This window comes from Pseudoflavitalea sp. G-6-1-2 (genome assembly GCF_012927185.1).
Classification (GTDB): Bacteria; Bacteroidota; Bacteroidia; order Chitinophagales; family Chitinophagaceae; genus Pseudobacter.
In genome coordinates, this window is record NZ_JABBGB010000001.1 from 2277260 (window position 1) to 2301833 (window position 24574).

General features: G+C 48.0%; 21 protein-coding genes. 8 read left to right on the forward strand and 13 right to left on the reverse strand.

Going from position 1 to position 24574, the window contains the following annotated elements:
* Positions 1-29 precede the first annotated feature (29 nt).
* From HHL16_RS09590 to HHL16_RS09630, 9 genes are all read right to left on the reverse strand, one after another.
* A complete protein-coding gene (locus HHL16_RS09590; protein ID WP_169424899.1) occupies positions 30-1652 on the reverse strand; it encodes a hypothetical protein in 1623 nt (540 codons plus the stop codon).
* Positions 1636-3177: a sulfatase-like hydrolase/transferase gene (locus HHL16_RS09595; protein ID WP_169424900.1), complete on the reverse strand. Its 1542-nt coding sequence runs from the start codon at positions 3175-3177 to the stop codon at positions 1636-1638. Before HHL16_RS09595 ends, HHL16_RS09590 begins: the two co-directional genes overlap by 17 nt.
* Positions 3178-3182: 5 nt before the next feature.
* Complete coding sequence (locus HHL16_RS09600; RefSeq protein WP_169424901.1) at positions 3183-4676, reverse strand: sulfatase-like hydrolase/transferase; 1494 nt, start codon at positions 4674-4676, stop codon at positions 3183-3185.
* A gap of 1 nt (position 4677) precedes the next feature.
* Positions 4678-6051 carry a class I SAM-dependent methyltransferase gene (locus HHL16_RS09605; protein WP_169424902.1) on the reverse strand — a complete coding sequence of 458 codons (1374 nt, stop codon included), beginning with the start codon at positions 6049-6051 and terminating at the stop codon, positions 4678-4680.
* The gene (locus tag HHL16_RS09610) at positions 6038-6226 is read right to left on the reverse strand and encodes a hypothetical protein (protein WP_206022314.1); all 189 of its coding nucleotides are present in this window, start codon (positions 6224-6226) and stop codon (positions 6038-6040) included. Before HHL16_RS09610 ends, HHL16_RS09605 begins: the two co-directional genes overlap by 14 nt.
* Positions 6223-7329: a M42 family metallopeptidase gene (locus HHL16_RS09615; protein ID WP_169424903.1), complete on the reverse strand. Its 1107-nt coding sequence runs from the start codon at positions 7327-7329 to the stop codon at positions 6223-6225. Before HHL16_RS09615 ends, HHL16_RS09610 begins: the two co-directional genes overlap by 4 nt.
* Positions 7330-7391: 62 nt before the next feature.
* A complete protein-coding gene (locus tag HHL16_RS09620; RefSeq protein ID WP_169424904.1) occupies positions 7392-8954 on the reverse strand; it encodes a hypothetical protein in 1563 nt (520 codons plus the stop codon).
* 38 nt (positions 8955-8992) lie between these two features.
* Positions 8993-9844: a hypothetical protein gene (locus HHL16_RS09625; RefSeq protein WP_206022315.1), complete on the reverse strand. Its 852-nt coding sequence runs from the start codon at positions 9842-9844 to the stop codon at positions 8993-8995.
* Complete coding sequence (locus HHL16_RS09630; RefSeq protein WP_169424906.1) at positions 9844-10302, reverse strand: hypothetical protein; 459 nt, start codon at positions 10300-10302, stop codon at positions 9844-9846. The genes HHL16_RS09625 and HHL16_RS09630 overlap by 1 nt, the downstream gene beginning before the upstream one ends.
* Before the next feature lie 54 nt (positions 10303-10356).
* Here HHL16_RS09630 and HHL16_RS09635 point away from each other — a divergent pair, with 54 nt between their 5' ends.
* Positions 10357-11343: an acyl transferase gene (locus tag HHL16_RS09635; protein ID WP_169424907.1), complete on the forward strand. Its 987-nt coding sequence runs from the start codon at positions 10357-10359 to the stop codon at positions 11341-11343.
* Between the two features lie 67 nt (positions 11344-11410).
* Here HHL16_RS09635 and HHL16_RS09640 read toward each other — a convergent pair whose 3' ends face one another.
* Positions 11411-12526 (reverse strand): D-TA family PLP-dependent enzyme, encoded by a 1116-nt coding sequence (locus HHL16_RS09640; RefSeq protein ID WP_169424908.1) that lies wholly within the window; start codon positions 12524-12526, stop codon positions 11411-11413.
* 23 nt (positions 12527-12549) lie between these two features.
* On the reverse strand, positions 12550-13866 hold the full coding sequence (locus HHL16_RS09645) for a gluconate:H+ symporter (RefSeq protein ID WP_169424909.1): 1317 nt from the start codon (positions 13864-13866) through the stop codon (positions 12550-12552).
* A gap of 60 nt (positions 13867-13926) precedes the next feature.
* Between HHL16_RS09645 and HHL16_RS09650 the strand changes: the two genes are divergently transcribed.
* Both HHL16_RS09650 and HHL16_RS09655 read left to right on the forward strand, forming a co-directional pair.
* Positions 13927-14958 carry a metal-dependent hydrolase gene (locus HHL16_RS09650; protein WP_240965956.1) on the forward strand — a complete coding sequence of 344 codons (1032 nt, stop codon included), beginning with the start codon at positions 13927-13929 and terminating at the stop codon, positions 14956-14958.
* Positions 14959-15216: 258 nt separating this feature from the next.
* Positions 15217-16203 (forward strand): AraC family transcriptional regulator, encoded by a 987-nt coding sequence (locus HHL16_RS09655; RefSeq protein WP_169424910.1) that lies wholly within the window; start codon positions 15217-15219, stop codon positions 16201-16203.
* On the opposite strand, the gene HHL16_RS09660 is transcribed toward HHL16_RS09655, so the two are convergent.
* Positions 16204-16449, reverse strand: coding sequence for a hypothetical protein (locus tag HHL16_RS09660; protein ID WP_169424911.1), 246 nt, complete (start codon positions 16447-16449; stop codon positions 16204-16206).
* A 909-nt stretch (positions 16450-17358) separates the two neighbouring features.
* Positions 17359-18003, reverse strand: a complete 645-nt coding sequence (locus tag HHL16_RS09665; RefSeq protein WP_169424912.1) for an RNA polymerase sigma-70 factor — start codon at positions 18001-18003, stop codon at positions 17359-17361.
* Between the two features lie 691 nt (positions 18004-18694).
* On the opposite strand from HHL16_RS09665, the gene HHL16_RS09670 reads away from it, so the two are divergent.
* The 5 genes from HHL16_RS09670 (at position 18695) to kduI (ending at position 24565) form a co-directional block, all read left to right on the forward strand.
* Positions 18695-19564 (forward strand): ROK family protein, encoded by an 870-nt coding sequence (locus HHL16_RS09670; protein ID WP_169424913.1) that lies wholly within the window; start codon positions 18695-18697, stop codon positions 19562-19564.
* 250 nt (positions 19565-19814) lie between these two features.
* Positions 19815-21335, forward strand: coding sequence for a tagaturonate reductase (locus HHL16_RS09675; protein ID WP_169424914.1), 1521 nt, complete (start codon positions 19815-19817; stop codon positions 21333-21335).
* Positions 21336-21502: 167 nt separating this feature from the next.
* Positions 21503-22936, forward strand: a complete 1434-nt coding sequence (uxaC, locus tag HHL16_RS09680; RefSeq protein ID WP_169424915.1) for a glucuronate isomerase — start codon at positions 21503-21505, stop codon at positions 22934-22936.
* A 27-nt stretch (positions 22937-22963) separates the two neighbouring features.
* Positions 22964-23725 (forward strand): SDR family NAD(P)-dependent oxidoreductase, encoded by a 762-nt coding sequence (locus tag HHL16_RS09685; RefSeq protein ID WP_169424916.1) that lies wholly within the window; start codon positions 22964-22966, stop codon positions 23723-23725.
* Positions 23726-23734: 9 nt separating this feature from the next.
* A complete protein-coding gene (gene kduI, locus HHL16_RS09690; protein ID WP_169424917.1) occupies positions 23735-24565 on the forward strand; it encodes a 5-dehydro-4-deoxy-D-glucuronate isomerase in 831 nt (276 codons plus the stop codon).
* The last annotated feature ends 9 nt before the right edge of the window (positions 24566-24574 follow it).

Here is a 24574-nt window from a genome sequence, read left to right on the forward strand (position 1 = left end):
AAGGTTATTTCGGATCAGGAATAACGTTTTCAACGGGTCATTGGTTTACAAACCCTTGAATATTTAAAACCTGACAGGGGACCACCCCAATCGACGGGTTTCTGCAACTGGTGCGTGAAATGATCCGTGAGGGCGGGCAGCTCCGGGCCGCGAAAATAGACGTTTGGATTGAGAATTGCATCATTGAAGCCGGTATATCCGAAATCGCGGAGGAGCGCAGCATTCCGGAGGCTAAGCGGCTGGTCCACAAAAAGCATATTCTTCATCGGATAGTCTTCGGGTGTGGCAAACACATAAAAGCTGCCGAAAACATCATTGTCCCCAATACTGATGAAGAGTTTGTCGGGGTGTGTACTCAACTCACGCTGGATAGCCCATAGTTCTCCGAACTCCTCTTTATTGTGATTGCTGATCTTCACAGCCCTCACCACTCCCCAGCCGATAAAGGAGGCGATGATCAGAAAAGTGATCACCCTGTTCATTACTGCGGGAGGGTAAATGTACTTTACCGACGATGCCGCAAACACAAACCAGGTGAATACAAAAGAGGGGATGATGAACTCCGGCAGTTTCATCACCATCACCAGATAAACAGTAAGTGCTGCTGCTGCGAGCAGCGACAATATCTTGATGATATTGTTCTGTCTTCTTCCCCAGAAAAGCGACATCGCCACCAATGCCATCACCAGAAAAAGGCGGTTGTTCACCAGCGGCCAGTACAGCGTATCCATCGAAAAGAAAGTCCGAAGAGGCATGATGGTTTTTGCTTCGCGGGCAAGCATGCTCAGCCTTTCGCGCGGAATGAAAGCGGTATCGGGAAGTATCAGTGCATTCACTAAACTGATGTCTTCACGGTAAGCTGCCAGCGAAGCTTTAGTGGTATCTCTGTTGTAATTGATGAAATCGTATTTAGCCTGGCGGTAATGCTCTTCCGACTGCCAGTTGGGGCAATGCCGGGTGTAATAATTTTCATGAAGGGTATAAGCATTCAGAGCAAGCAATATGCAGATCGCGATCACAGCCACTGCTTCCAGTTTTTTCTTCCATCCCTTTATCAGTAAAAAGAATGGGGCTGCAATGATCAGCAATGGTATGGCAATATGCAATCTGAGCAACATGCCCAGTACCAGCAACGCTGCTGCCGGAATCAATAACCATTTTGATCCCTTCGGCTGATCGGCATAATGCCATATCAGCAACGATCCTGCTGCGATGGCTGTTACTGCTGCCGAAGAGTTATGCAGGTATAAAATGAGAAAACTTACATACACGGAAAAACTGAGCAGAAAAAAAATTACAGCAGGCAACCAGTTCTGCCTTTTCAGCTGCACATAAAAAATAACAATGCAACAGATATACTGAGTGAACAGCAACAACCAGCTATACCAGTTCTGTGAAGGATAATTTTTGTAAAGCCCAATCAGCGGAGCAGACAGCCAGTAGTGCATATTGTGCATGAAAGGCAGGCAATCCGATTGACCTGTGCCGAATCCGTTGCCGAGGATCATTGCAGTGAAGGTATCATCCGGAGAATGGTACACGGGAAAACCAAATGTTAGCAAAAGCGCAAATAATGCGGTAACGCCGCCGAATGCGATCAGTAATGGCCGCTGCGCCGGATTTGCCGGAAGTGTACTAATGATATTGCTCATGCGAAAAATTCAGGTTAGATTCATTCGCTTTTCGAACAGACTTCAGGAACACGGTATCCGGTATCAATGGATATTGCTGATGGAATAATGAATTAAAGATAACCCTGAATTGATTCACATTGGTAATGCTGTCGTAAAAAGCGCCGTATTCCCGGTTAGGGAAATACACGGCGTTCTGATTGCGGAAGAGCCAGGCCGGGTTCACCGCTCTGCCCGTCCACCGATATCCATGATCGCTCATGAAGATGATCACCGCATTGGGATTTTTCTGCTGAATGGTGGTAATGATCTTTTCAATCTCGGTATTGCCATACCGTACATAATCTAAGTAATAAGGCAATGGATCGATGGTCTCCGCCATTACGCCATACACGATACTGTCTGGCAATACCTTGCCTGCTGCATCTTTGAAGAATGGAAAATGCGGTATGAGAAAATGTCCGTAAATGAAACGCGGTGCGTCGGTTTTGCGATCCAGCTCCTTGAGTACTCCCGCAATGCATTGATCGTTGTTGAGCATCTGACCACGATACGATTTTACAGGCAGGAGTTTTCTGAGAAATTCATGGGCTGCTATCTGTCCTTCAAATGCTTTGGTGATCCTTGGCAGCAAAGTGCCTTCTGTTACGAGCCTTGTATCGATGCTCAGCCATCGCTGGTTAACAGGAGCGGGGTGATTCACCAGATCGAAAAAAGAGTAGTTCACTATCTGATAGCCATTGGCTGTGAGAAAGCGCATGGTCTCATTGTCTTTGATCTCTGTAGCGCAGCGCATAAAATCTTCCTTCACTACCGGTTTGCTGAAATCGCGCCATGCGAGGTAGTTCATGTTGAACATAGACGACATCGATAACATCGTTTCAGGATAGTTGCTGCTGCTCTTCGGCATCAGGCGGAAGTTGCGCGATTGCAGAAAACTGTCGAGTTTGCTGTTGTCGAAATTGAACTGCTCTTTGAGCGCAGCGGAATTGCTGTATTCATCAAAAAGCAGAAAATAGATATCTGGTTTTTTGCAGCTGTCGGGGATTGGTGTATGACCCGGAACCCGCAGCTCAGCTGAAACCACAGGCGCTTTGCCGGAGTATTTCCAGATCAGTACCGTTGTATCGAATGCGAGATAGATCAGTAACAGCAGGTTCAGAAAAAATGTAACCCTGGTTAATGGTTGCTTTCTCCTGCGCAGATAGACGAACAGCAGAATAAATGAAATTACAAAGCTGCTGAGCAATACCGGGTTTTTGTACAGAAAGCGGATAGGAGAATGTGCTTTCAGAAAATCAAAAATGGCGCCGTAGAAAAAGAAGAATGCCATGCACCATATGGCCATCAATGCTCCTTTTTGTACATCGCGCATTATCCATTTGAAAAGCCAGAACAGCAGCAGGCTCACTGCTGTGTAAACCAGCAACAGCGGCAGTAATCCTGTTGCGGAGAGGAATCCCGCATGTTCTGCCCATCCGTGCCAGATGAAAAACAGTGGCAGTAGTACTATGAAGTATGGCTTGTTGCTGAGTGATGATTTCATATAGTTCAATGATAGATCCTCAATAAACTGTCTTTCAGCATAGGATATTGCTGATGGAACAATGTATTGAATATTATTCTGAATTCGTTCACGTTGGTGATGCTGTCCATAAACTGGCCATATTGTCCGTTGGGCAGATAAACTGCATTTACGTTGTACCAGACATTGTGTTTTTTCTCCGGCGGCGCCTCATAATGGAAACCATGATCTGATTCTACGATGATCACTGCCTTTCCGTTGGTGTTGATCTGAATGCTGTCCACCAGTTTTCTGATCTCGGTATTGGCATATTTGATGTAGCCGGTGTAAGGGTTATCCGGACCATCCTGCCAGTTAGGGTCGTTCAGCATTTCCTGTGATCTGTCTTTTCCGTTCTTGTCGCGGTAATAAGGATGATGCGGCAGCAGCACGTGCCCGTATACGAATTTAGGTTGCTTGCTTTTTATGGATGATTCTTGTACGATACCATTCAACAGTTGTTTCACCGTTACATACTGATCTTCATAAGTGAAGAAGGGCATTAGCTTAGCGAGCGCAGGATAAACTGTGAACATCCATCGGAATTCTTTCAATACTCTCGAACCGAATGTTCCTTCTGCAAGGATATTTGCATGAATCGTACGCCAGTCCTGATCTGCATAAGACGGGTGATCTTTCAGATCGAAAATAGAATGGTTGGCAATCTCATAGCCGTTGTTTTTCAGAACCCGCATTACCTCATTATCATAAACCATAGCGGCGCACTGGGCATACTCTTTCTTGGTCATGAATTTGCGCGCATCGAGCCAGGTGAGGTAGTCGAGATTGAGTTGTGAGGCCATGGAAAAAACCGTGGCTGTATAGTTGCTCCTGCTTGCAGGCAGGTTGTGGAATTTTCTGCTGATGAGAAAACTGTCGAGTTCGCTGTTATCGTATCCGAAAAATTGTTTCAGCCCGTAAGTGCTGGAGTAACCATCGAATACCAGCAGGTAGATATCGGGCTTTTCGATACTGTCTGCAATAATGCCGTTAGCGGCATTCGGCGCAGTGATAACAGGTCTGCTGGTTTGTGTTTGCGACTTTCGTATGGCAGTGAAAAGATCGAGACCGAGATAGATGAGCAGCAGCAGGTTCAGAAAAAATGTAATTCTGTACAAACTGCTGGTGGTACGGCGAAGCCAGATGAACAGCAGGATGGCGAGTATCAGAAAACTGACGGTGAGTACGGAATATTTGTACAGCGCTGCAAATGGCGAATGCGCTTTCAGAAAATCGAAGATGGCGCCGAAGAACAGATAGAATCCTGTGAGGAAGGTAGTGATGAGTGCAGCCTTTCTCCAGTTGCCGGTTATCCATCGGAATAGCAGCAGCACTATCAATGTACAGCCGGTATAGAGCAGCAGCAGGGGGAGGTAATCCGCAAAACTGTGAAAACTCCATAGCTCCACAAATCCATGCAGTACAAAAAACAGCGGCAGCAGAAAAGCATAGAAAGGTATCGAGCGCAGGGCCTCCTTCATATCAGTTTTTTCTGTTCATGAAATATAGTATGCGGCTTGTATCGGGTATGCGAACTTTTGTGATGGTATCGAAGTAGGGTTCGAATGCGGCTTCAAATCCGGCTTCGGAATAGTCCGGAAAGATGTCTTCACGATTGCTCAGCAGCAGCTGCACTTTTTCGTCATTTTTTTCGGGAAACTCGATAATCAGTTGCGGAGCAATGCCATGCAGATAAGCGGCGATATCGGGCAGCGGGATATTCTTTCCGATAGCCAGGTGATGGATCAGGGCCAGCGCTGCAACCAGTTCTGTGCGGATGCGCTGATGAAATGCCGGACGTTCAGTATTGTTGAATCCGATGGAAGATGAGGGATGAACAATATCCTGAATCAGTGGCAGTATATTCTTTATCTTTTCTTTTCTCGTGTAGCTGTACAGGTGATGTATGCATGCTTCGTCGAAATCCGCGGCAATCACCTGCCTGTTGCCTTCGGCGAGGATGCGGGAGAAATGCCCGTTGTTGGCGCCGAGATCCAATGCTGTTAATGCTTCGGTGGATTGCAGCATCTGGCGGAAGATCTTTTCCTTGGCCTGCAGGTAAGCCTGACCGATAATGGTTTCTTCGTAATAGTTGCCCCAGGTGGTGCCCGTGGCGGATTTCCCTGATTTGAGCAATATGTTCTCCAGGTGTTGCAGCAGGTTCAGCAGTTTCTGTCTGCTGAAAGGCTTAGCCTTGCTCTTATCGGAATCGTTTTTCTGTGCAACGGAGCGCTGGAGAAATACATGCAGCCATACGCCTGCATTCAGTTTGCTCTTGAATGGAAGAAGGTTGGCAGTGTCGGCTGCAGAAATGCCATCGGGGTGCATGCGCAACCAATGATGACTGCTTACTTTGGTATATCGTTCCAGCAGCAACGGAAAGAGAAATGTTTCGCAGAATTGTCTGTAGGCGATCCATGGTTTGCTTTCATCATACATTTCAAAAGAGAGGGTATCGATGAAAACGGGTCTGCCATTCTGGAACTGTACGTTGTAGGGAGTGGCATCTTTGAGAATCATGCCATGTTCCATAGCTGTGCGCATGATGCGGAGCGTGAGTATGCCTGCATCGCGCAGCTGCGCGCCCGACCATTCATACGCATAGGTGATGAAATGGATAGGATCGGGCAGTAATGTTTTGTACCAGTTGGGTGTATTGGTGAGGTTCTCGTTCAGTTCTGAATGAGGTACCAGCCTGTGAGCGGCTGTGAGTGCGGTATAGAGGCCGCTGCTCATCAGGTGTTCATAGGTGGCGGCATAACGCTGGTTCACCTGCCGGCAGATGACATTATTGGCCAGGAATACAAAACCGCTGGGGTCTTTGTACGATCCTGCAACGCGCTTAGATGTCTCCATGGGCATCTTCATTCCCGGTGGAATCTTTCTTAGTTGGTTTAAAGAAGAAGGATTTTATTCTCCACCAGATATTTTTAAAGTAGAAAAGCGCCCCCAGCACGGCAGCGATAATTGCCTGAATGAGGTAACTGCCGCTGCCGGGATCGAGGTATAAAAAAATGGATTGGATGATCACAGGTAACTGAGATTTGTTTTTGGTGATAATGTCAGCAAGGTTTCGTACATGAGCTGAATGGTTTGTTCAACATCACGCTTATGCAGCATTTCCACGGTGGTATGCATATACCTGAGGGGGATAGAGATGAGCACAGAAGGGCATCCGTCGTTTGCATAGGCAAATGAGTCGGTATCGGTTCCTGTGCTGCGGCTTACTGTGCGGAGCTGAACAGGGATGTCTTTTTTCTCTGCCACATCCTGCACTATCTGCAACAGTTTGTTATGCACTGCGGGGCCGTAAGCCAGTGATGGTCCTTTGCCGCAGGCCACATCTCCTTCGATTATTTTGTTGATCATCGGAGTAGTGGTATCGTGTGTAACGTCTGTAATGATGGCGATATCCGGTTTGATGCGGCGTGCAATCATTTCTGCACCACGCAGCCCGATCTCTTCCTGAACGGCATTCACTACGTAGAGGCCGAAGGGAAGTGATTTCTTATTTTCTTTCAGCAGTCTGGCCACTTCGGCGATCATAAATCCACCGATGCGGTTATCGAATGCGCGGCCGATCCAGTAATCGTGGGCGAGTTCGTCGTAGCCATCCTGATAGGTAACCACTGCGCCGATATGTACGCCAAGGTCTTCCACTTCTTTCTTGCTTCTTGCTCCGCAATCGAGAAAGAGGTTGTCCACTTTCGGATTGGGTTCCTTGCCGTCGGGATTGCCGATGCGGGTATGGATGGCTGGCCATCCGAACACAGCTTTCACGGCGCCTTTCTTTCCGTGAATGAATACGCGTTGTGCGGGCGCGATCTGATGATCCACACCGCCATTGCGTTTGAGGTAGATGAGGCCTTCCGCCGTGATGTAATTCACAAACCAGCTGATCTCGTCGGCATGCGCTTCTATCACCACTTTGAAAGTGGCTTTGGGATTGATCACTCCTACAGCCGTTCCGTAAGGATCGGTGAACGTAGTGTCTACATATGATTTGATATAATCCAGCCACAAACGCTGACCGCTGCTTTCAAAGCCTACGGGCGATGCGTTATTGATGTATGTGCGGAGGAAGTCTAAGCTCTTATTGGTGAGGATTGATTTTTCTTTGGATGCTTTCGCCATATTCTGAACGTCTTTTATTGGTTATCTGGAAATTAAAAGTACATATTTCTGCTGTTGCATCCTCAATTTATCTCCAGTATCACAAAATTGCAGATGCCGGTCTGGTACACCTGAGAAGCGGCTTTGAAAAGGGCGCTTTGCTGAAAGGTTTGCAGGTCCTGCTCATTCCGGTACCGGTAGAAATAGTACCGGATATGTTGCTGCCGCATGGCCTGGAGGAGCTCTTCGGCAGGGGCATCGTGGCGTATCAGCAGGTGCATGCTGCTGCCGGTGAGCAGCGCTGCTTTGGGCAGCATGCCGTAATCTTCACTGCTGCCGCTGCCTGTAATGAAATTGCCCTGTATTTTCTTTTCGCGCAGGTAGCCGGCAAGTACGAACAGGTCTTTATTGGCGCCTGCACTGTCTTTGAGGGTGTTGATGGGATAGATGAGGAAGCTGCTGAAATACACCAGCCATGCGAACAATATCCAGTTGCGCGACGGGGCGATTTTCGGCAGCCACTGCTGCAGCAGTACGGCTCCGGCAATCATCAGCAGAAAATTCAGGGGCCAGAGATAACGGGCTTCTATGAATACGGTAAGATATCCTAATGGCAGCAACAGCACGGTGAGCAGGAAAATGCTCATTGGCTCCGGCCTGAATCTGTTGCGGGCACAGGAAAGTATCAATGCCAGCAGCACGGCCAGTTCGAGAAAACTCATTTCTGTGAAGGCATCGATTGCCCTCATGATATTGGTGAGAAAAAGCCTGATCTCCCTCACTATCATCTGAGAAGAAAAGAAATGCTGGCCCGGCACTCTCTCAAACGGCAAATAGATGGGGTCTTCCCAACCACTTGGCGAACCGGGATAGGGTGGTGGATAGATCAGTTTATCGGTAGCTATCTGCCGGTCGAAAAGATGTGCATCGAAGTTGTAACTGCCACTGGTGGCGAAACTGATGATCTGGTATTTTTCGTGCAGTGCATAGAGCCAGGGAGCGGAGATCAGCAGAAACAGGCCGATGCCTGCGAGCAGATTCCTCAGCAGCCATTTCTTTCTTTGCGGCGCGATGCTGTGGTAACATAACCAGCATTGCAGTACCGTGAAATGCAGCAGAAAGAAAGGAAAGGAATAGGCCTTTGAAAAATACATCACAGCTGCCACTGCTCCTGCAAGCAGGTTATACCGTGGCTTTTCAAAAAAGTTTTTTGTGGTGATCACATCGATGTAGAGCAGCGCCAGCCAGCAGAACAGCACATCTGCGGCTATCTCGTAAGTGGCGTAGTGTATGCTAACGGGAATGCATGTTAGCAGCAGCGCGAGTTTGAGGCTGTTCGTCAACATGGTTTTGTTCAGCAGCCTGTGCACCTGAACCAGTATCAGCAATCCGGCAATCCAGCTGGTGATCTTGAATGCAGTGAGCAGGCTCATGCCGGTTTTGAGCAGGGGCCATGCAATCCACGCATGGAGCGGACTCCAGTAGCCGTTGATGGCGTTGAAGTAATCGCCTTCGGCCAGTCTTTTGGCTACCATCAGGTAACCGGTTCCGTCTTCATCAAAGATGTACTGATATGCCGGATAGAGCAGCAGTCCACATACAAGGTAAAGCATGCAGGTAAGAGTCAGCCGGTATTGTTGCAGCATAGCTATACTGGTTATGCGCGGAAAGATACCAATAAATATCAATGGCTGGGAAGCAGCAGGGTGAGGAGGGGACTGAGCATCATCAGTCCGTCGATAACGAAGTAGTAGAGATAATCGTTGAAATTCTTTTTGGCGTAGGGATAAATAATTGCTGAGATGGCTCCGGGTATCAGCAGCATGATGCATCCTATCTTGCCTGCACTGATCAGCAGGCTGAACCAGATGGTGCTTACGGCAAAGATGGCGAGTGAAACAGCAAAGATGCGGTCTACTCCTTTTTCACTGAAATGTGTGATCATGCTTCGGATGCCCTGGGCCTTGTCGTAGAGCCTGTCGCGGTAATCGAACATGATGCAGAGGGCGTACACCAGAAAGAACCTGCTCACGCAGAAGAGGATGGAAGGCAGTTCCCATTGCCGGCCCGTGATGGCCAGCGGCAGAAAGGCAGTCACATACATCCACACAAAAGCGAGAAAGATGGTTTTGCCGATGGCGATCTTGCTCAGGTGCTGAAATGGAAAGAATTGCAGCTTGGGTGCCGAGTATAAAAAAGTAAGCACCACGGCTCCCATGAGCCAGAACCAGTGCTGAATAAAATGGAAGAAGTACCAGCCCGATCCGATCATGCCAATGATGAAGAGGGCCAGATGCAGGTTGCGGTTGCGGGTGGTCCAGCCGATCCGCATTGTTTCCTGCGGCATATCTGGCGTAAGGTACCAGTGGAAATTATAGCTGCACAGGGTAGCGAAGAATACAAAGAGGTAATAATCGGGATAATCGTATTGCAGGTGCAAAAGCTGATTGGTCTGATGAACCATCATCAGTGCACAACCCGAAATGAATAAACTGGTGAATAACAGAAAATTTAAGAGATACCTCAACATCTGCATTAATGACGCAAAATTATGGTACCAGCCGATACGGTGTCACTGGTATTTCCGGCTTCATCCCTGAGTGCGAATCTCAATGCCATGGTATCAGGCTGCGAAGGTGTTTCTACCATTGCGAGGTTAACGGCTACCAGCCTGATCTCGATCTGACCATCTGTACGGCGTACTTCAGGTACGGGAACGGCAAACCGGGTAGAATCACGGCCTTCAATGATGCTGGTCTGCTGAAGATTAAGACGGGTTTTACCCATCCACAGGGTGCCTCCGATATCGCCTTCCTTATCGGCATAATCGAATATTACCACCACAGGGATAGTTTCCTTATCCGATACATCGCGGGGCGTTACACTTTTTACTTTGATGGAGGGTTTGGTTCTCAGCTTATCTTTGCCACAACCCTGTGCAATCAAAATTGTTACAGGGATCAGGAGAAGACCTAAGTATGTAAGTGTGCGCATATTCATAGCTCTGTTAGATACAAATTTAATGGCTTTACCCTTTATGCTCTGTATATGAATCCTAAATATGAAGATAAAGTTTTTTTGGCGGACCAGCAGGGATTCGAACCACTGGCCCTGGAATTGTTCCGGTTCCAATATGCAAACAATCCTGTATATCATCAATACGTAAATGCTGTTAATGTGGTTGGGGATGATGTACGGAGGGTGCAGGACATTCCTTTCCTCCCCATTCAATTTTTCAAAAGTCATGATGTAGTTACCACATCGTTCGAGCCGGAAGCGGTTTTTCAGAGCAGCGGTACCACTCAAACCATCAATAGCCGGCATTATGTGCGCCATCTCGGCATCTACCGGGAAAGTTTCATGCTGGCATTCGAGCAGTTTTACGGACCGGTAAAGAATCTATGTGTAATCGGACTGCTGCCGTCCTATCTCGAAAGAAGCAATTCTTCGCTGGTGGTAATGGCAGATGAACTGATCAGGCAAAGCGGCCATCCGGAAAGCGGTTTTTATTTATACGAACACGAAAAACTGGCTGCCGTATTGCAACAGCTGGAAGCCAGACAACAACCTACACTGCTGATCGGCGTAACATTCGGACTGCTCGATTTTGCAGAGAAATTCCCGATGCCGCTGAAGCATACCATTGTGATGGAAACAGGTGGCATGAAAGGACGCAGAGAAGAAATGACCAGAGAGCAGGTGCATGCTATTCTTAAAAATGCATTTGGCCTGACCCATATTCATTCGGAGTATGGCATGACGGAACTGCTTTCTCAAGGATATTCCAAAGGAGAGGGCATTTTTGATACGCCCGCCTGGATGCGTGTAATGGTGCGGCAGGAAGATGATCCTTTCGATGTGAGACACAGCGGAACGGGTATCATCAATGTGATCGATCTGGCGAATATTTATTCCTGCGCATTCATTGCTACGGAAGATGTAGGCCGTGTGTTTGAGAACGGACAATTTGAAGTGCAGGGCCGCATGGATAACAGCGATATCCGCGGATGCAGCCTCATGGTGGCTGGATTGTAAATCGTTTTCATAAAATAGAAATGCCGCAGTTCTGTTGAGCTGCGGCATTTTTTATGAGTTGTGTCGGTTAAATCGTGATACTTCTGTCTCTCGCTGCAATGCGCCACTTGCCGCTGATTGTTCCATCTTCGATAGTGATGGCGTTATCGTACAATGCCACAGTAGGGCATACGTGTTGCGGAATGCCATAGAACACATCACCCACTTTGTATTGATGCCCAGGCCCTGCCTCTACAACCAGATGTTCTTCGCTTTGGCCCAATGGTTTCAGTTCAGGTGCATTCAGAAAGAAAACACGTTTGGCGAGTTCGTTCTCTGCAGCTACTGATTTATGTCCGAGATCGAGGCAGAGTTTGGTAGAGTCGGGGAGTGAAATTACGCGCGTGATCACCAGCGCAGCGGGAATGAATGGCTGCTCCGGACATTCATCGGAATATCCTTTGTCCCAGAACACAAATGTACCCGGACTGCATTCCACTTCTTTCCGCTGAACATGCACGGGAAAACCAGGAGTGCCGCCGGCAACGATAATCGGTTTCGGAAATCCTTTTGCAACGATGGCTGCCGCGAGTTCTTCAACTGGTGCATATCCTTCATTCACCAGTTGGGTGCGTTGTGCAAGGTCTTTATGGTGAATATGGCCGTCATATGCATGCAGCCCGATAATGGAAATGCCGGGAAGTGCAGCAGCAGCTTCGTACAAAGCCAGCGCCTGCGCGGGTTGGATGCCGGTTCGGTTCTGCCCGATATTGAGATCGATGTACACAGGCAGCTGCCTGCCGGAGAGCAGGAAATGTCCGGACAGTTCTTTCGCTACTTCGATATTGTCGATGAGACAGCTGAAAATTGTATCAGGATATTTGCTGATCAGCGTAAAGAACCGCTCTTGTTTCGGACCCACCGGCTGATAGGCGAGCAACACATCCGGAGCTCCGGCCTGTGCCAGCAATTCTGCTTCGGCGATGGTAGCGCATTTGAATTTGCGGATGCCATGCTTCAGTTGCAGTAAGGCCGCTTCTTTCGATTTATGCGTTTTGGCGTGTGTGCGTAAGCGCTGGATATCGTCCGTCATGCCAATCAGCTGGCGGATATTTTCTTCCACGCGCTGCGGATACACCACCAGCGCCGGTGAATCTATTTCTTCGATATTGCTGATCTGGTACCAGTTGTTTCCCGTTGTCATGTTCACAGTTTTTTCTGATGTAGTTACACTACGAGGTTAAGCAATAATACACCGATCAGTCCTACAACGGCCACCACAGTTTCCATGAGCGACCAGGACCGGAGCGTATCTTTTATGCTGAGATTGAAATATTCTTTATAGAGCCAGAAGCCTGCATCGTTCACGTGTGAGAACATGAGGCTGCCCGCGCCGATGGAGAGTACCATCAGGTTGGGATTTACATCGAGCAATCCGATAGTGGGTGCGATGATGCCCGCTGTTGTTAAACCCGCTACCGTAGCAGATCCTATGCATACGCGCAGAACGGCTGCGATGAGCCATCCGAGCACCAGCGGTGGTATGGTCCAGGTTTTGAGATTGGCAGCAATGATATCACTCACGCCGCTTTCTACCAGCACCTGTTTCAGTACGCCTGCACCTGCAACGATGAGCACAATCATGGCCACATCTTTCACGGCATCTCCATAAATGTCCATGATGGCTTTCATGCTTCTGCCGTTGGCCAGTCCTAATGTGTAGGTGGCAATGATGAGGCTGATCAGCATCACGATATTGGCATCACCCACAAAAGAGAGCAGCCCCGGCCAGACGCCCGTTTTCATAGCGGGTATCATCGGCAGTACCGAAGTGAGTGCCAGTAAAATCACAGGCAGGAGGGAGGATACAAAACTGTTGACGGCTCCGGGCATTTCATCATCCTTCAAAACCGGTGGTTGAAATGTCTGCAACGGAACGCTCTTGATATTTTTGAGGGTTCTTGCGAATACGGGTCCGGCTATGATGATGGTGGGAATGGCAATGATCATTCCATAGAGCAGGGTAAGTCCCATATTGGCATGGAATTGCCCAACCAATGCGCTCGGCGACGGATGTGGAGGAAGAAACCCATGCGTTACCGACAACGAGGCCAGCATCGGCAATCCTACGTACACGGCAGGCATTTTGTATTGATACACCACTGAAAAAATCAGGGGGATCATCAGTACAAAACCAACATTGTAGTAAAGCGGAATGCCTACGATGAAACCGGTTACCATCAGGGCCCACTGGATGTATTTTTCGCCGAAGGCGCGCATCAGCACATCGGTAATGCGTTTGGCTGCGCCGCTGGCTGCTACCAGTTTTCCCAGCATGGCGCCAAGCATGATGATCATGGTCAGCGATCCGAGTGTATCGCCGATTCCTTTCTGAACCGCTTTGGTGATTTTGTCGGGAGGGATGCCAAGAGAAAGGCCAGCTGCAATGCTTACAATCAGAAATCCGATAAATGGATTCACCTTGCCCCATGTAACCAGCAGAATGAGGGCAATCAGAGCTAATAACACAATCAATAATGTCATGAGAGGAAAGGGGGAATAGTGTACAGTTAGTCTGCTAATATACTCAATAATCCATTACATTTGGATCAGCCTATGGATTCACTCACGCACATCGTACTCGGAGCCTGCATCGGGGAAGCATTTGCTGAAAAGCAGGTAGGAAAAAAAGCTATGTTCTGGGGAGCGCTCATGCAAAGCCTTCCCGATATAGATTTTGTGGCAGGCTTCTGGCTCAATCCTGCAAACGATCTGCTGGCACACCGCGGATTCACCCATTCCTTTTTATTTATTCTGATTGTTACGCCGTTGATGGCGCTGGTGGCGGAGCGCATACATCGCCCGCATGATATCTCACTGAAAAAATGGTTGCTGTTCTTTGGCGTGGAAATGCTGGTGCATGTGCTGCTCGATGGCATGAATGTGTACGGCACCGGATGGCTGGAGCCATTCAGTCATCACCGGTTTAGCTTCGATTATCTTTTCGTAGCCGATCCGTTGTTCACCATCTGGCCTGCCATTGCATTCTTGGCTTTGCTGCTGATGAGCACAAAGAACAGGGCGGCAAGATTGCGCTGGGTAAAATTCGGACTGATACTTTCAGGGCTCTATCTCGCCTTCGGCGTACTCAGCAAGACCATTACCGATAACCGGGTGAAAAAAATGGCTGCCCGCCAGGGAGTCGGTTACACCAGATATTTTTCAACGCCCACACCACTGAATAACGTACTCTGGTATGTGATACTGGAAGACAGTACCGGGTATCATCTCGGATACCGCAGTTTATTCGACAGCGACACCAGCATGGTGTTTACATATTTTCCCCGCAACAGGGAGTTGCTGAAGCCGATGGAAGAGGAAGAAGATACGCATCGGCTGATCAGGTTTTCGCAGGGGTACTACACGGTGGACAAACACGACAGCACGCTTGTGTTCAATGATCTCCGGTTTGGACAGATGATCGGATGGAATAACCCGCAGGCCGGTTTCGTATTTCACTATTACCTGCAAAACCCGGCGGATAATGCTTTGGTGATACAACGCGGGCGATTCAGCAACTGGAATAAGGAGGCTGTGCTCGGTCTGCTGAGACGAATGCGTGGCAATAAACCTTAATGGAATCAAAAAATCGGATTGCTACGCTCAATTACTTAGCGGTTATTATAGGTATTCACTTAGCCTTTCGTGGCTTTAATAATCTTGTAGTTATTTTCTCTCAAAAAACGTAGCTAACTTTACTTATATCGTTTTTGTGGAGGTTCTCTGCTCCCTCTCTCTCATTGGTATCCCTGTTTGTTTGATGGTTGTTAAAAAAAGGAAGAATTGATCCGTTAAGCGTCTGTTTAGTAGCAGTACGGATAATACAGATCAGCTATGGATGTGAAACTTACAAGCGGTACTCAGGAAGCAATTGCTTTCACTACCGAAATACCAGCCTCTTACCACCACCTGCAGTTGCCGGGAGCACGCAGGTTATTAGGGAAAGCAGACTTCGGAACAATACTGTTCTCAGAAATTGCTACACCCTGGTTTACAATCTGGCATCAGCACTATATTGTAGAAAAGCCCGGTACCCTTGAAGCCACCTTTACTGCGCGGGTACTGGATCTGCATGTGGTGATGCGCGGGCATGTGCGGTATCAGCTCGAAGAGATCGGCAATTTCAAAATGCAGGAAGGCCAGCTCAATATGGTCTGTGCGCCATTTCTGTCTGCCAGGGCTTTTATGGAAGACGTAAAGGAATACACCACCCTCACTGTACATTTCAACCGAACTTACCTCGATGTATATGCGCCTTATTTCCCTGCGTTGCAGCAATTGCTCGAACACTACGATGCAGGCGAAGCGGCAGTGCTGAGCGGAGCCAATACCAGTCTCACGCCGGAGATGATCACCATCATTCGCGATCTGCTTCACAACGATTATTCAGGAGAAGTGCGGGAGCTCTATCTCCGCAATAAAGTGTCTGAACTGCTGTTGCTTTCGTTCACTCGAATTGCGCCTTCTTCGGCCAATGCTTCGGAAATCCGCCTTCATCAGTATGATATCGATAAGATCAGGGAGGCGAGGGAATACCTGCTGCTGAATATGGAACATCCTTTAACGGTGATCGAGCTGAGCCATAAAGTAGGCATCAATGATTTTAAGCTGAAGAAAGGATTCAAGCAGTTGTATGGTGTAACCATTTTCGATTTTCTGCTCGAAGCCCGGATGGAAAAGGCAAGAACCCTGCTAACGGAGACAGATACTCCCATTCATGAGATCGCTTTTGCAACGGGTTACAAGAATGTGAGCAGTTTTACAGCTGCATTCAAAAAGCGGATGGGCTTTCCGCCAAGCGCCATGAAGCGCAGCAAATAATCAATCCTCCTTTATTTTTCGTAATAACCGCATGTGCGCCTCAGCTACGGGATAGCCGGCGATCTGAGCAAGCGCTTCACTTGTCTGCAGGGGATCTTTCAGCGATTCGAACACATCGTAATGTGCGGCATTGCTGTTGATCCAATGATGCAGATCACTGAGCTCTTTTTCACTTAGTTCACCTTTGAGGTGTTTGATGATAAGATAAGCGGTATGGAATGCTCCATCCACCTGATGCTCTTTCATGGGGACAATTGTTTTTGATGTTCGTGCAAGTTCAACCCCTTTTTACAGGAAAGGCCAGCCAAATGTGATTAATATAAAAACAACTGAAACGTGCTGCTGTACTACTTCAGGCGAAAAAAAAAGATGCATAGTAAAAAGCCTAAGTGAAAACCCGTAAGCGTATGAAGATGTTTATAAAAAACACAGGAAACGAAAGTTTTTATCCCGAAAACATAACCGGTAATGTTGATTGGTTTGGATATTTATGTGGGAAAGAATAGTATGTAAAAGTCCGGCACACGGCAGTCTGCCACAACCGGACGAACGGTTGACGGATAGCAACTCTTCAACTTTTTTAACTTATAGATCCGGGCGTATGGGATGCAATGAAAGCATGCCAAGCAGGTGTTTGACAGTTATGTACAGGATGCAGAGGGTCTACATAACAGGAAGATGCCTGGCGCATGAGTGGGTAATCCAGTTTTTGCGGCATTTCCAGTACCCCGGATTTTTTTTGAAAGAATCAGCCCATTCTTCATTCAGCTATAACGTTCATGGTGCTGCGAAACATATGCAGCGTGCAGGTGGATCCTGTTTTGCAAAGCCATCGGGGACCGGGAATTACCCCGGCCCCAGGCCTCGTTTTTGAACCTCAGATCAAGCAGTTCAAGTTGGTTATTGAAAGGGAGTAATGACTTTTTCCGGGTACTGCATAAAAAAGAAAAAGAGAGTGTAGAAACACTCCCCGGTTGTGACCCAACCAAACAGTCACATGCGATAAAAATTAACCATTTTGAAAATGGAATATGTTTATCATGGCTTTAATCATTTTGTTGCGGTGGCAGTATTTTGGTTTTTCAGTAATCAGTGGTTATTTATATTAAAACAGTAAAACTGTGCTGTGGTACCATTGGAAATGAAAAAATATTTTCAGGCATAGTTATTCAGCTTGCAGATATTCATCCTGAGTATCTGAACAGCCCTTACTTTCTGGTTCTTTACAGTATGTACCGATACATCGAGCGCGCGGGCGATTTCGTGGTTGCGCATGTTCTCAAAGATGCTCATCTTCAATACTTTCTTCGATTGTGTGGGCAGTTTTTCTATCTGCTGATAGATCTCTGCAATCACTTCTGCACGCACAATGCTGTTGAGTACATGATCGTCTGCATCACCTCTCAGATAGGCCAGTTCTTTAATGGAAGCAATATCGCGCTGACTCTGTTTGAGATGATTCAGTGCCGCATTGCGCGTAGTGATGTAAAGAAATGCCTTGATGTTCTGGATACTCCGAAAATCGGTATGCTTCTTCCACAGCTTCATGAAAGAGTCTTCCACAATGTCCTGCGCAGCAGGCTTATCGTGCAAGATCCTTTCCGCGAAATAGCAGAGCGGAGCATAGTAAAGTTTAAAGAGACTGAGCATTATGTCAGCATTGCCCTTCCTGAGTTCCGTCACCAGTGCCGAATCGGTTTCTGCCAATAACTGACTGGTGTAAGAAACAGGCGGCATCTCTTGTGTGGTTTCTTCCGGATGTGTACCATATCCGGAATTGTCAGGCAACTGTAACCTCATCATCCGCTGTTTAATACTTCAAAAAAATATAGGTGCAAGCATTGGCCTGGCTTAACAGTTACCTATATGCGAAAAAACATAAAGGCAATAGAAAGCCACCAACAATGTCATGTGTGTGGTGAACCCAATAAATAATTTGTGAAGCGGGGGGATAAGTAACGTAGTTGATCAGCCGCATGCCCGATAGCCATTACAGCAACAGCCATTTGAACGGTTGAATTGTTTTTTTTGATCCCGCTTACATTGCGAGCCTTAATAAAGAATGAAAAGTTGTTATCCCAATTTGTGAAAGCTACTAAAAAAGAATTGACGTGTATCCGGGTACAATTTTACAAGTAATTATGGTACCCGCAAAATTCATTTTGTGAAATGAAACGGGTATAACGGGGACTTCGAAATACTTGACCGGATGCGGGTATCTTTGCGGGTTTGCAGGCGTGTCAGCCAGCAGTTTTCAGCCCATCGGAAGACTGAGTGACTGGTAATCAATATCGGGTTTCGGAATATGGTTTTTCAACCAACTTGCTTCTTTCCGGGTATCAGCGTTTTTTTTGAGAAAACCGCTGTTGCAACAGCTGACTTTTTACGGGTATAATTTCAACGGGGGAGAAAAATTATGAGCCTTCATTTTTTTCATTATCTTCACGGAGGTTTGCTAAAACGATTTAGTTAGCAGGTTTCAACACTTCCCATGAATTTTGATCTCATTGCCGGCGTAGATATCGGCGGAACTCATATAACTGCTGCTCTGGTGAATGTTCGCAATGGCGCCATTCTCACCCATTCCCTCGTTAGAAAAACGGTGCGTGCCGATGATGATGCCGATACCGTGATCAAAACATGGGCTTCCGCCATCCGTAATGCATTCTCCGCCTACCATACACGTATCCCGCAACAGCTGATCGGCATTGCCATGCCCGGTCCGGTAGACTATGAGTCCGGCATCTCCCTTATCAAAGATCAGGGTAAGTACGAATGCCTTTATGGCCTCAACATCAAGCAATTACTGGCTGCGGAACTTGGCATTGCCCCCACATCGATCCGCATGATGAACGATGCCCTCTGTTTTTTGCGCGGCGAGATCGCAGGAGGTGCCATTCAGGGATGCACCAGTGCACTCGGCATTACGCTCGGCACAGGCCTCGGTTCTGCCTGGTTCAGCAATGGCAAAGTGATCGATGCCGATCTCTGGCGAATGCCTTTCGAGGGCGTGATCGCCGAAGACCTGCTCGCTTCCCGCTGGTTCGTTCAGCGTTACGCGTTACAAAGCGGCATCACTGTAGAAAATACCAGAGCGCTGGTCGATCGCCTGCCGAAAGATCCTTCCATCGCAGAGATTTTCAAGGAGTTTGCAGAGCGTCTTGCCCGCTTCATCGAAATCGCCCTGCACAAACATCCATCCGATGTTATTGTAGTGGGAGGCAATATCTCTAAAAGTCATAGGCTCTTTCTTCCCGCACTGGAAGCGGCTTTGAAGCAAAAAAATATCGAAGCCCCGGTTCGCATAGCCCTGCTCGGTGAAGATGCACATATAATTGGTGCAGCCACCTGCTGGATGTGATTCGTGCTGTTTTCCCTATCTTTACTCCATTGCATCGATCCTGCTATCCCGTGCAGGAATACCCGGACACATCTCCCTTTCCTTCCCTTTGTTATAACCTTTCCATGATGAAATGCTGCTCATTTCCTCCCGCGCAACGATAACGTTTGCGTAAATATTCCGCGTTCAATCAGCCGGATGTAACGAATAACTTTTTACACTTGCTGAAAGAAAAGCTGGCATTCATCACTTTACTTAAACTAACGGCCCCATGATTCTTTCCAGGCAAACCATTGACAATATCTCTTCACCAGCTGTAGACAAACCGGCATCGTCCTATTTCGACCTGCCCGAAAAAGTATTGCAGTTCGGCACAGGCGTGCTGCTGCGCGGGCTTCCCGATTACTTCATCGACAAAGCAAATAAACAAGGCATATTCAATGGCAGAATAGTGGTAGTGAAATCTACCCGTGGCGGAGATACCGAATCTTTCGCCGAACAGGATGGCATGTTCTCTCTCTGCGTTCGCGGTATCGAAAACGGAGCAATGATTTCCGAGAACATCATCAATGCCAGCATCAGCCGCATGCTCTCTGCCAGATTCGACTGGGCCAAAGTGCTGCAATGCGCATCCAATCCACAGATGCAGATTGTGGTGAGCAACACTACCGAAGTAGGTATCGAACTGGTGCTGGAAGATGTGCGGGCCACGCCTCCCGGATCTTTCCCCGGCAAACTCCTGGCATTTCTCTTCGAGCGATTTAAAGCCTTCGGCGGCGATACCGGAAAAGGTATGGTGATAATTCCCACCGAACTGATCCCCGACAACGGAACCAAACTCAAAAAGATATTGCAGCAGCTGGCCGTGTACAACGACCTTCCTGCTGAGTTCATGACCTGGCTCGACAAATGCAATTACTTCTGCAATTCGCTCGTAGACCGCATTGTGCCCGGCAAACTGCCCGCAGCAGAGCAACAGGAAATGGAAAAGCTCACCGGCTACAAAGATTCGCTGATGATAAAATCGGAAGTCTACCGGTTATGGGCAATCGAATCCGATTCCGACCGCGTGAAAAAGATCCTCTCTTTCCGCGAAGCAGACAATGGAGTGGTGATTGCTACGGACATCAATGTCTTCCGCGAGCTGAAACTCCGTCTGCTCAATGGTTCTCACACTTACACCTGCGGTCTCGCATATCTCGCAGGTTTCAATACTGTGAAAGAAGCCATGGCTAACCCGGCTTTCAATCAATACATCACTTCACTGATGATGCAGGAGATTGCGCCAGCCATCACTTCCGAAACATTGAGCATCGAAATGGCCCGCGACTTCGCCAACAAAGTACTCGATCGTTATCGCAATCCATATATCGACCATCAGTGGATCAGCATCACCATGCAGTATTCTTCCAAAATGAAGATGCGCAATATCCCCGTTCTGCTGAAACACTACGAACGCAACGGATCCGTCCCTGAACTGATGGCTTCCGGGTTCGCCGCCCATCTGCTTTTCATGCGCAGTACAAAAAATCAGGATCAGTATTTCGGCAACATCGCCGGAAAACAATACCTGGTGAATGATGATCATGCAGCCTGGTATTCCGAAAAATGGGCACGTATGGAAGCTCCCGAACTCGTTCAATCTGTACTCAGTGATGCAAACTTCTGGGGCACCGATCTCAGCACTCTTCCCGGCTTTGCAGATGCCGTTACCCGTTACCTGCAACAGCTGATGAAAGAGGGCGCAGCAGAGCTGATCAACAGCTGCCGCAACAACCCGATCGTTGCCTGACTTACCCTGAATGGATCATAAAATGCCTGATTGCCAAAAAAGTATAATATTTTGACAATCGGGCAGAGGTCTGCCTTCATGAAAGAACCTAATATTGGCTGCTGATAGGTAGTTTAAATTGCACCTGTTCCGATCTCCGAATCGGGGCAGGAATTAATGATATTGATATGAAGAATTTCCTCGATGAACATTTCCTGCTGCACAACAGCACAGCGCAACGATTGTATCATGAGTTCGCCAAACCAATGCCTGTGATCGATTACCACGGTCACCTTTCTCCCCAGCAGATCGCAGAAGATACCCAATTTGAAAACATCTCACAGGTATGGTTATACGGAGATCACTACAAATGGCGCGCTATGCGCACCAACGGCGCTGACGAAAGCTACTGCACAGGAAACCGCTCAGACTGGGAGAAATTCGAGAAATGGGCAGAGACCGTTCCCTACACGCTCCGCAATCCGCTCTATCACTGGACGCATCTCGAACTGCAGCGTTATTTCGATGTAAAAGACATTCTCAATCCTGCCTCTGCACGCAAAGTGTACGATGCCTGCAATGCAAAGGTGGCTACGCCGGATTACAGCGTTCGCAACCTGCTTCGCAAAATGGATGTGCGCGTGGTGTGCACCACCGACGATCCTGCAGACGATCTGCGATACCATCAGCAGGTGAAAGCAGATGGCTTTGAAATAAGCATCCTGCCTGCATTTCGTCCGGATCAGGCGATGAATGTGGATGATGCCACCAACTTCAACAACTATCTCGGCAAGCTCGAAAAGGCGGCCAATAAAAATATCGGTTCTTTCGATCAGTACCTCGATGCACTGAAGAGCCGCCACGATTTCTTCGCATCACAGGGCTGCTCCGTTTCCGACCACGGTCTCGAACAGATCTACGCCGCTCCTTACACCGAATCGCAGATCCGTGCCATTTTCGACAAAGTGCGCAGCGGAAAAACGCTCGAAGAAAGCGAACGCATCCAGTTCAAATCTGCCATGCTGGTAACTTTCGCGGAGTGGGACTGGGAGCGCGGATGGGTACAGCAATACCATCTCGGCGCATTGCGCAACAACAACGGAAGAATGATGCAGCAGCTCGGCGCCGATACCGGCTGGGACTCCATCGGAGATTTTCAGCAGGCAAGAGCACTGAGCACTTTCCTCGATACACTCGATAAAAAGAATAAACTCGCACGCACCATTCTCTACAACCTCAACCCAGCCGACAATGAAATGATGGCCTCTATGATCGGCAATTTCAACGATGGTTCCATCGCAGGAAAAGTGCAGTGGGGCTCCGGTTGGTGGTTCCTCGATCAGAAAGATGGCATGACGAAACAACTGAATGCACTCAGCAATCTCGGACTGCTCAGCAGATTTGTAGGAATGCTCACAGACAGCAGAAGCTTTCTCTCATTCCCCCGCCATGAGTATTTCCGTCGTATATTGTGTAATCTGTTTGGAGAAGAGATCGAGAACGGCGAGTTGCCCAACGATATCAACTGGGTCGGTAAAATAATCCAGGACATCTGCTACAACAACACAAAGAATTATTTCAACTGGCAGTTTGCAGATAAGGCAACGCTGGCAGCAAAATAAATAACAGCACAACTGAAGCGAAAAGGCATGACGAATTATTTTGATCTCAGCGGAAAAACAGCACTGGTAACAGGTTGCAACAAAGGCATCGGCAAAGGCATGGCGCTTGGCCTCGCCGCCGCAGGTGCAGACATCATCGGTGTTTCGGCCTCACTGGCTCCCGGCAGCGATATCGAAAAAGAAGTGACCGCACTCGGCAGGAAATTCTACACACACAAGGCAGACCTCAGCAACAGAGAAAGTGTTTACAGTTTCATCAAAGCTGTGAAGGATGGCCCGATTCAACCAGACATCCTTATCAACAATGCGGGCACCATCATGCGTAAGCCTGCTGCTGAACATCCTGATGAATATTGGGACACTGTTATGAGTATCAACCTCGATACGCCATTCATCCTTGCAAGAGAATTCGGAAAGGATATGATTGAGCGCGGTGGTGGAAAGATCATCTTCACCTGTTCTCTGCTTACTTTCCAGGGCGGCATCAATGTACCCGGATATGCATCCAGTAAAGGCGCATTGGGCAGTCTGGTGAAAGCGCTCGCCAACGAATGGGCTGCTAAAGGCGTAAATGTAAACGGCATTGCACCCGGTTACATCGCAACAGACAACACGGAAGCACTGCGTGCAGATGAAGCAAGAAGCAAAAGCATTCTCGACAGAATTCCTGCTGCACGCTGGGGACAACCGGAAGACTTCAAAGGTCCGGCAGTGTTCCTCGCATCCAACGCATCCAACTACGTACACGGAACTATCCTCACCGTTGATGGTGGATGGATGGGACGATAAAAAAATATTATGGAGATCAGATTTCAGAATAGTCCGCAGGAAACCGCAACAATGAATACGCAGGCGTTGCGTGAGAACTTTCATGTTCCCGGACTGATGACAGACGACCAGTTGCAACTGGTATACTCACATTACGACCGCGTAATACTCGGCGGAGCGAAGCCAGTGAGCAGCAGTATCGCATTGAGCAATCATCCCGAACTGCGTGCAGAATATTTTCTCGAAAGAAGAGAGCTTGGCATCATCAACACAGGTGGTGCGGGCACAGTAACTGCAGACGGGAAAACATTCGAGCTTAACAAACTCGATGCGCTCTATCTCGGCAAAGGCACTAAGGACGTGGCTTTCAAGAGCAATGATCCTAAGGATCCTGCCATCTACTTCCTGCTTTCGGCGCCTGCACATCACGCGTATGAGAACAGAAAACTGAGCAAAGAAGAAGCATCGCCTGTAACACTCGGCGATCAGAGCACAGCCAATAAGAGAACCATTTACAAATACATCCATGCAGACGGTATTAAAAGTTGTCAGCTGGTGATGGGCCTCACCGTACTCGACAACGGAAGTGTTTGGAATACCATGCCTGCACATACACATACGCGCAGAATGGAAGCCTACTTCTATTTCGATGTACAGGAGCAGCATCGTGTATTCCACTTCATGGGACAACCACAGGAAACACGTCATTTGCTGATGGCCAATCACGATGCAGTGATCTCGCCACCATGGAGCATCCACAGTGGTTGCGGCACTGCCAGCTATTCTTTTATCTGGGGAATGGCAGGAGAGAATTTAGTGTTCACCGATATGGACGCAGTGCCTATCAGCGAACTCAGATAGAACAATATT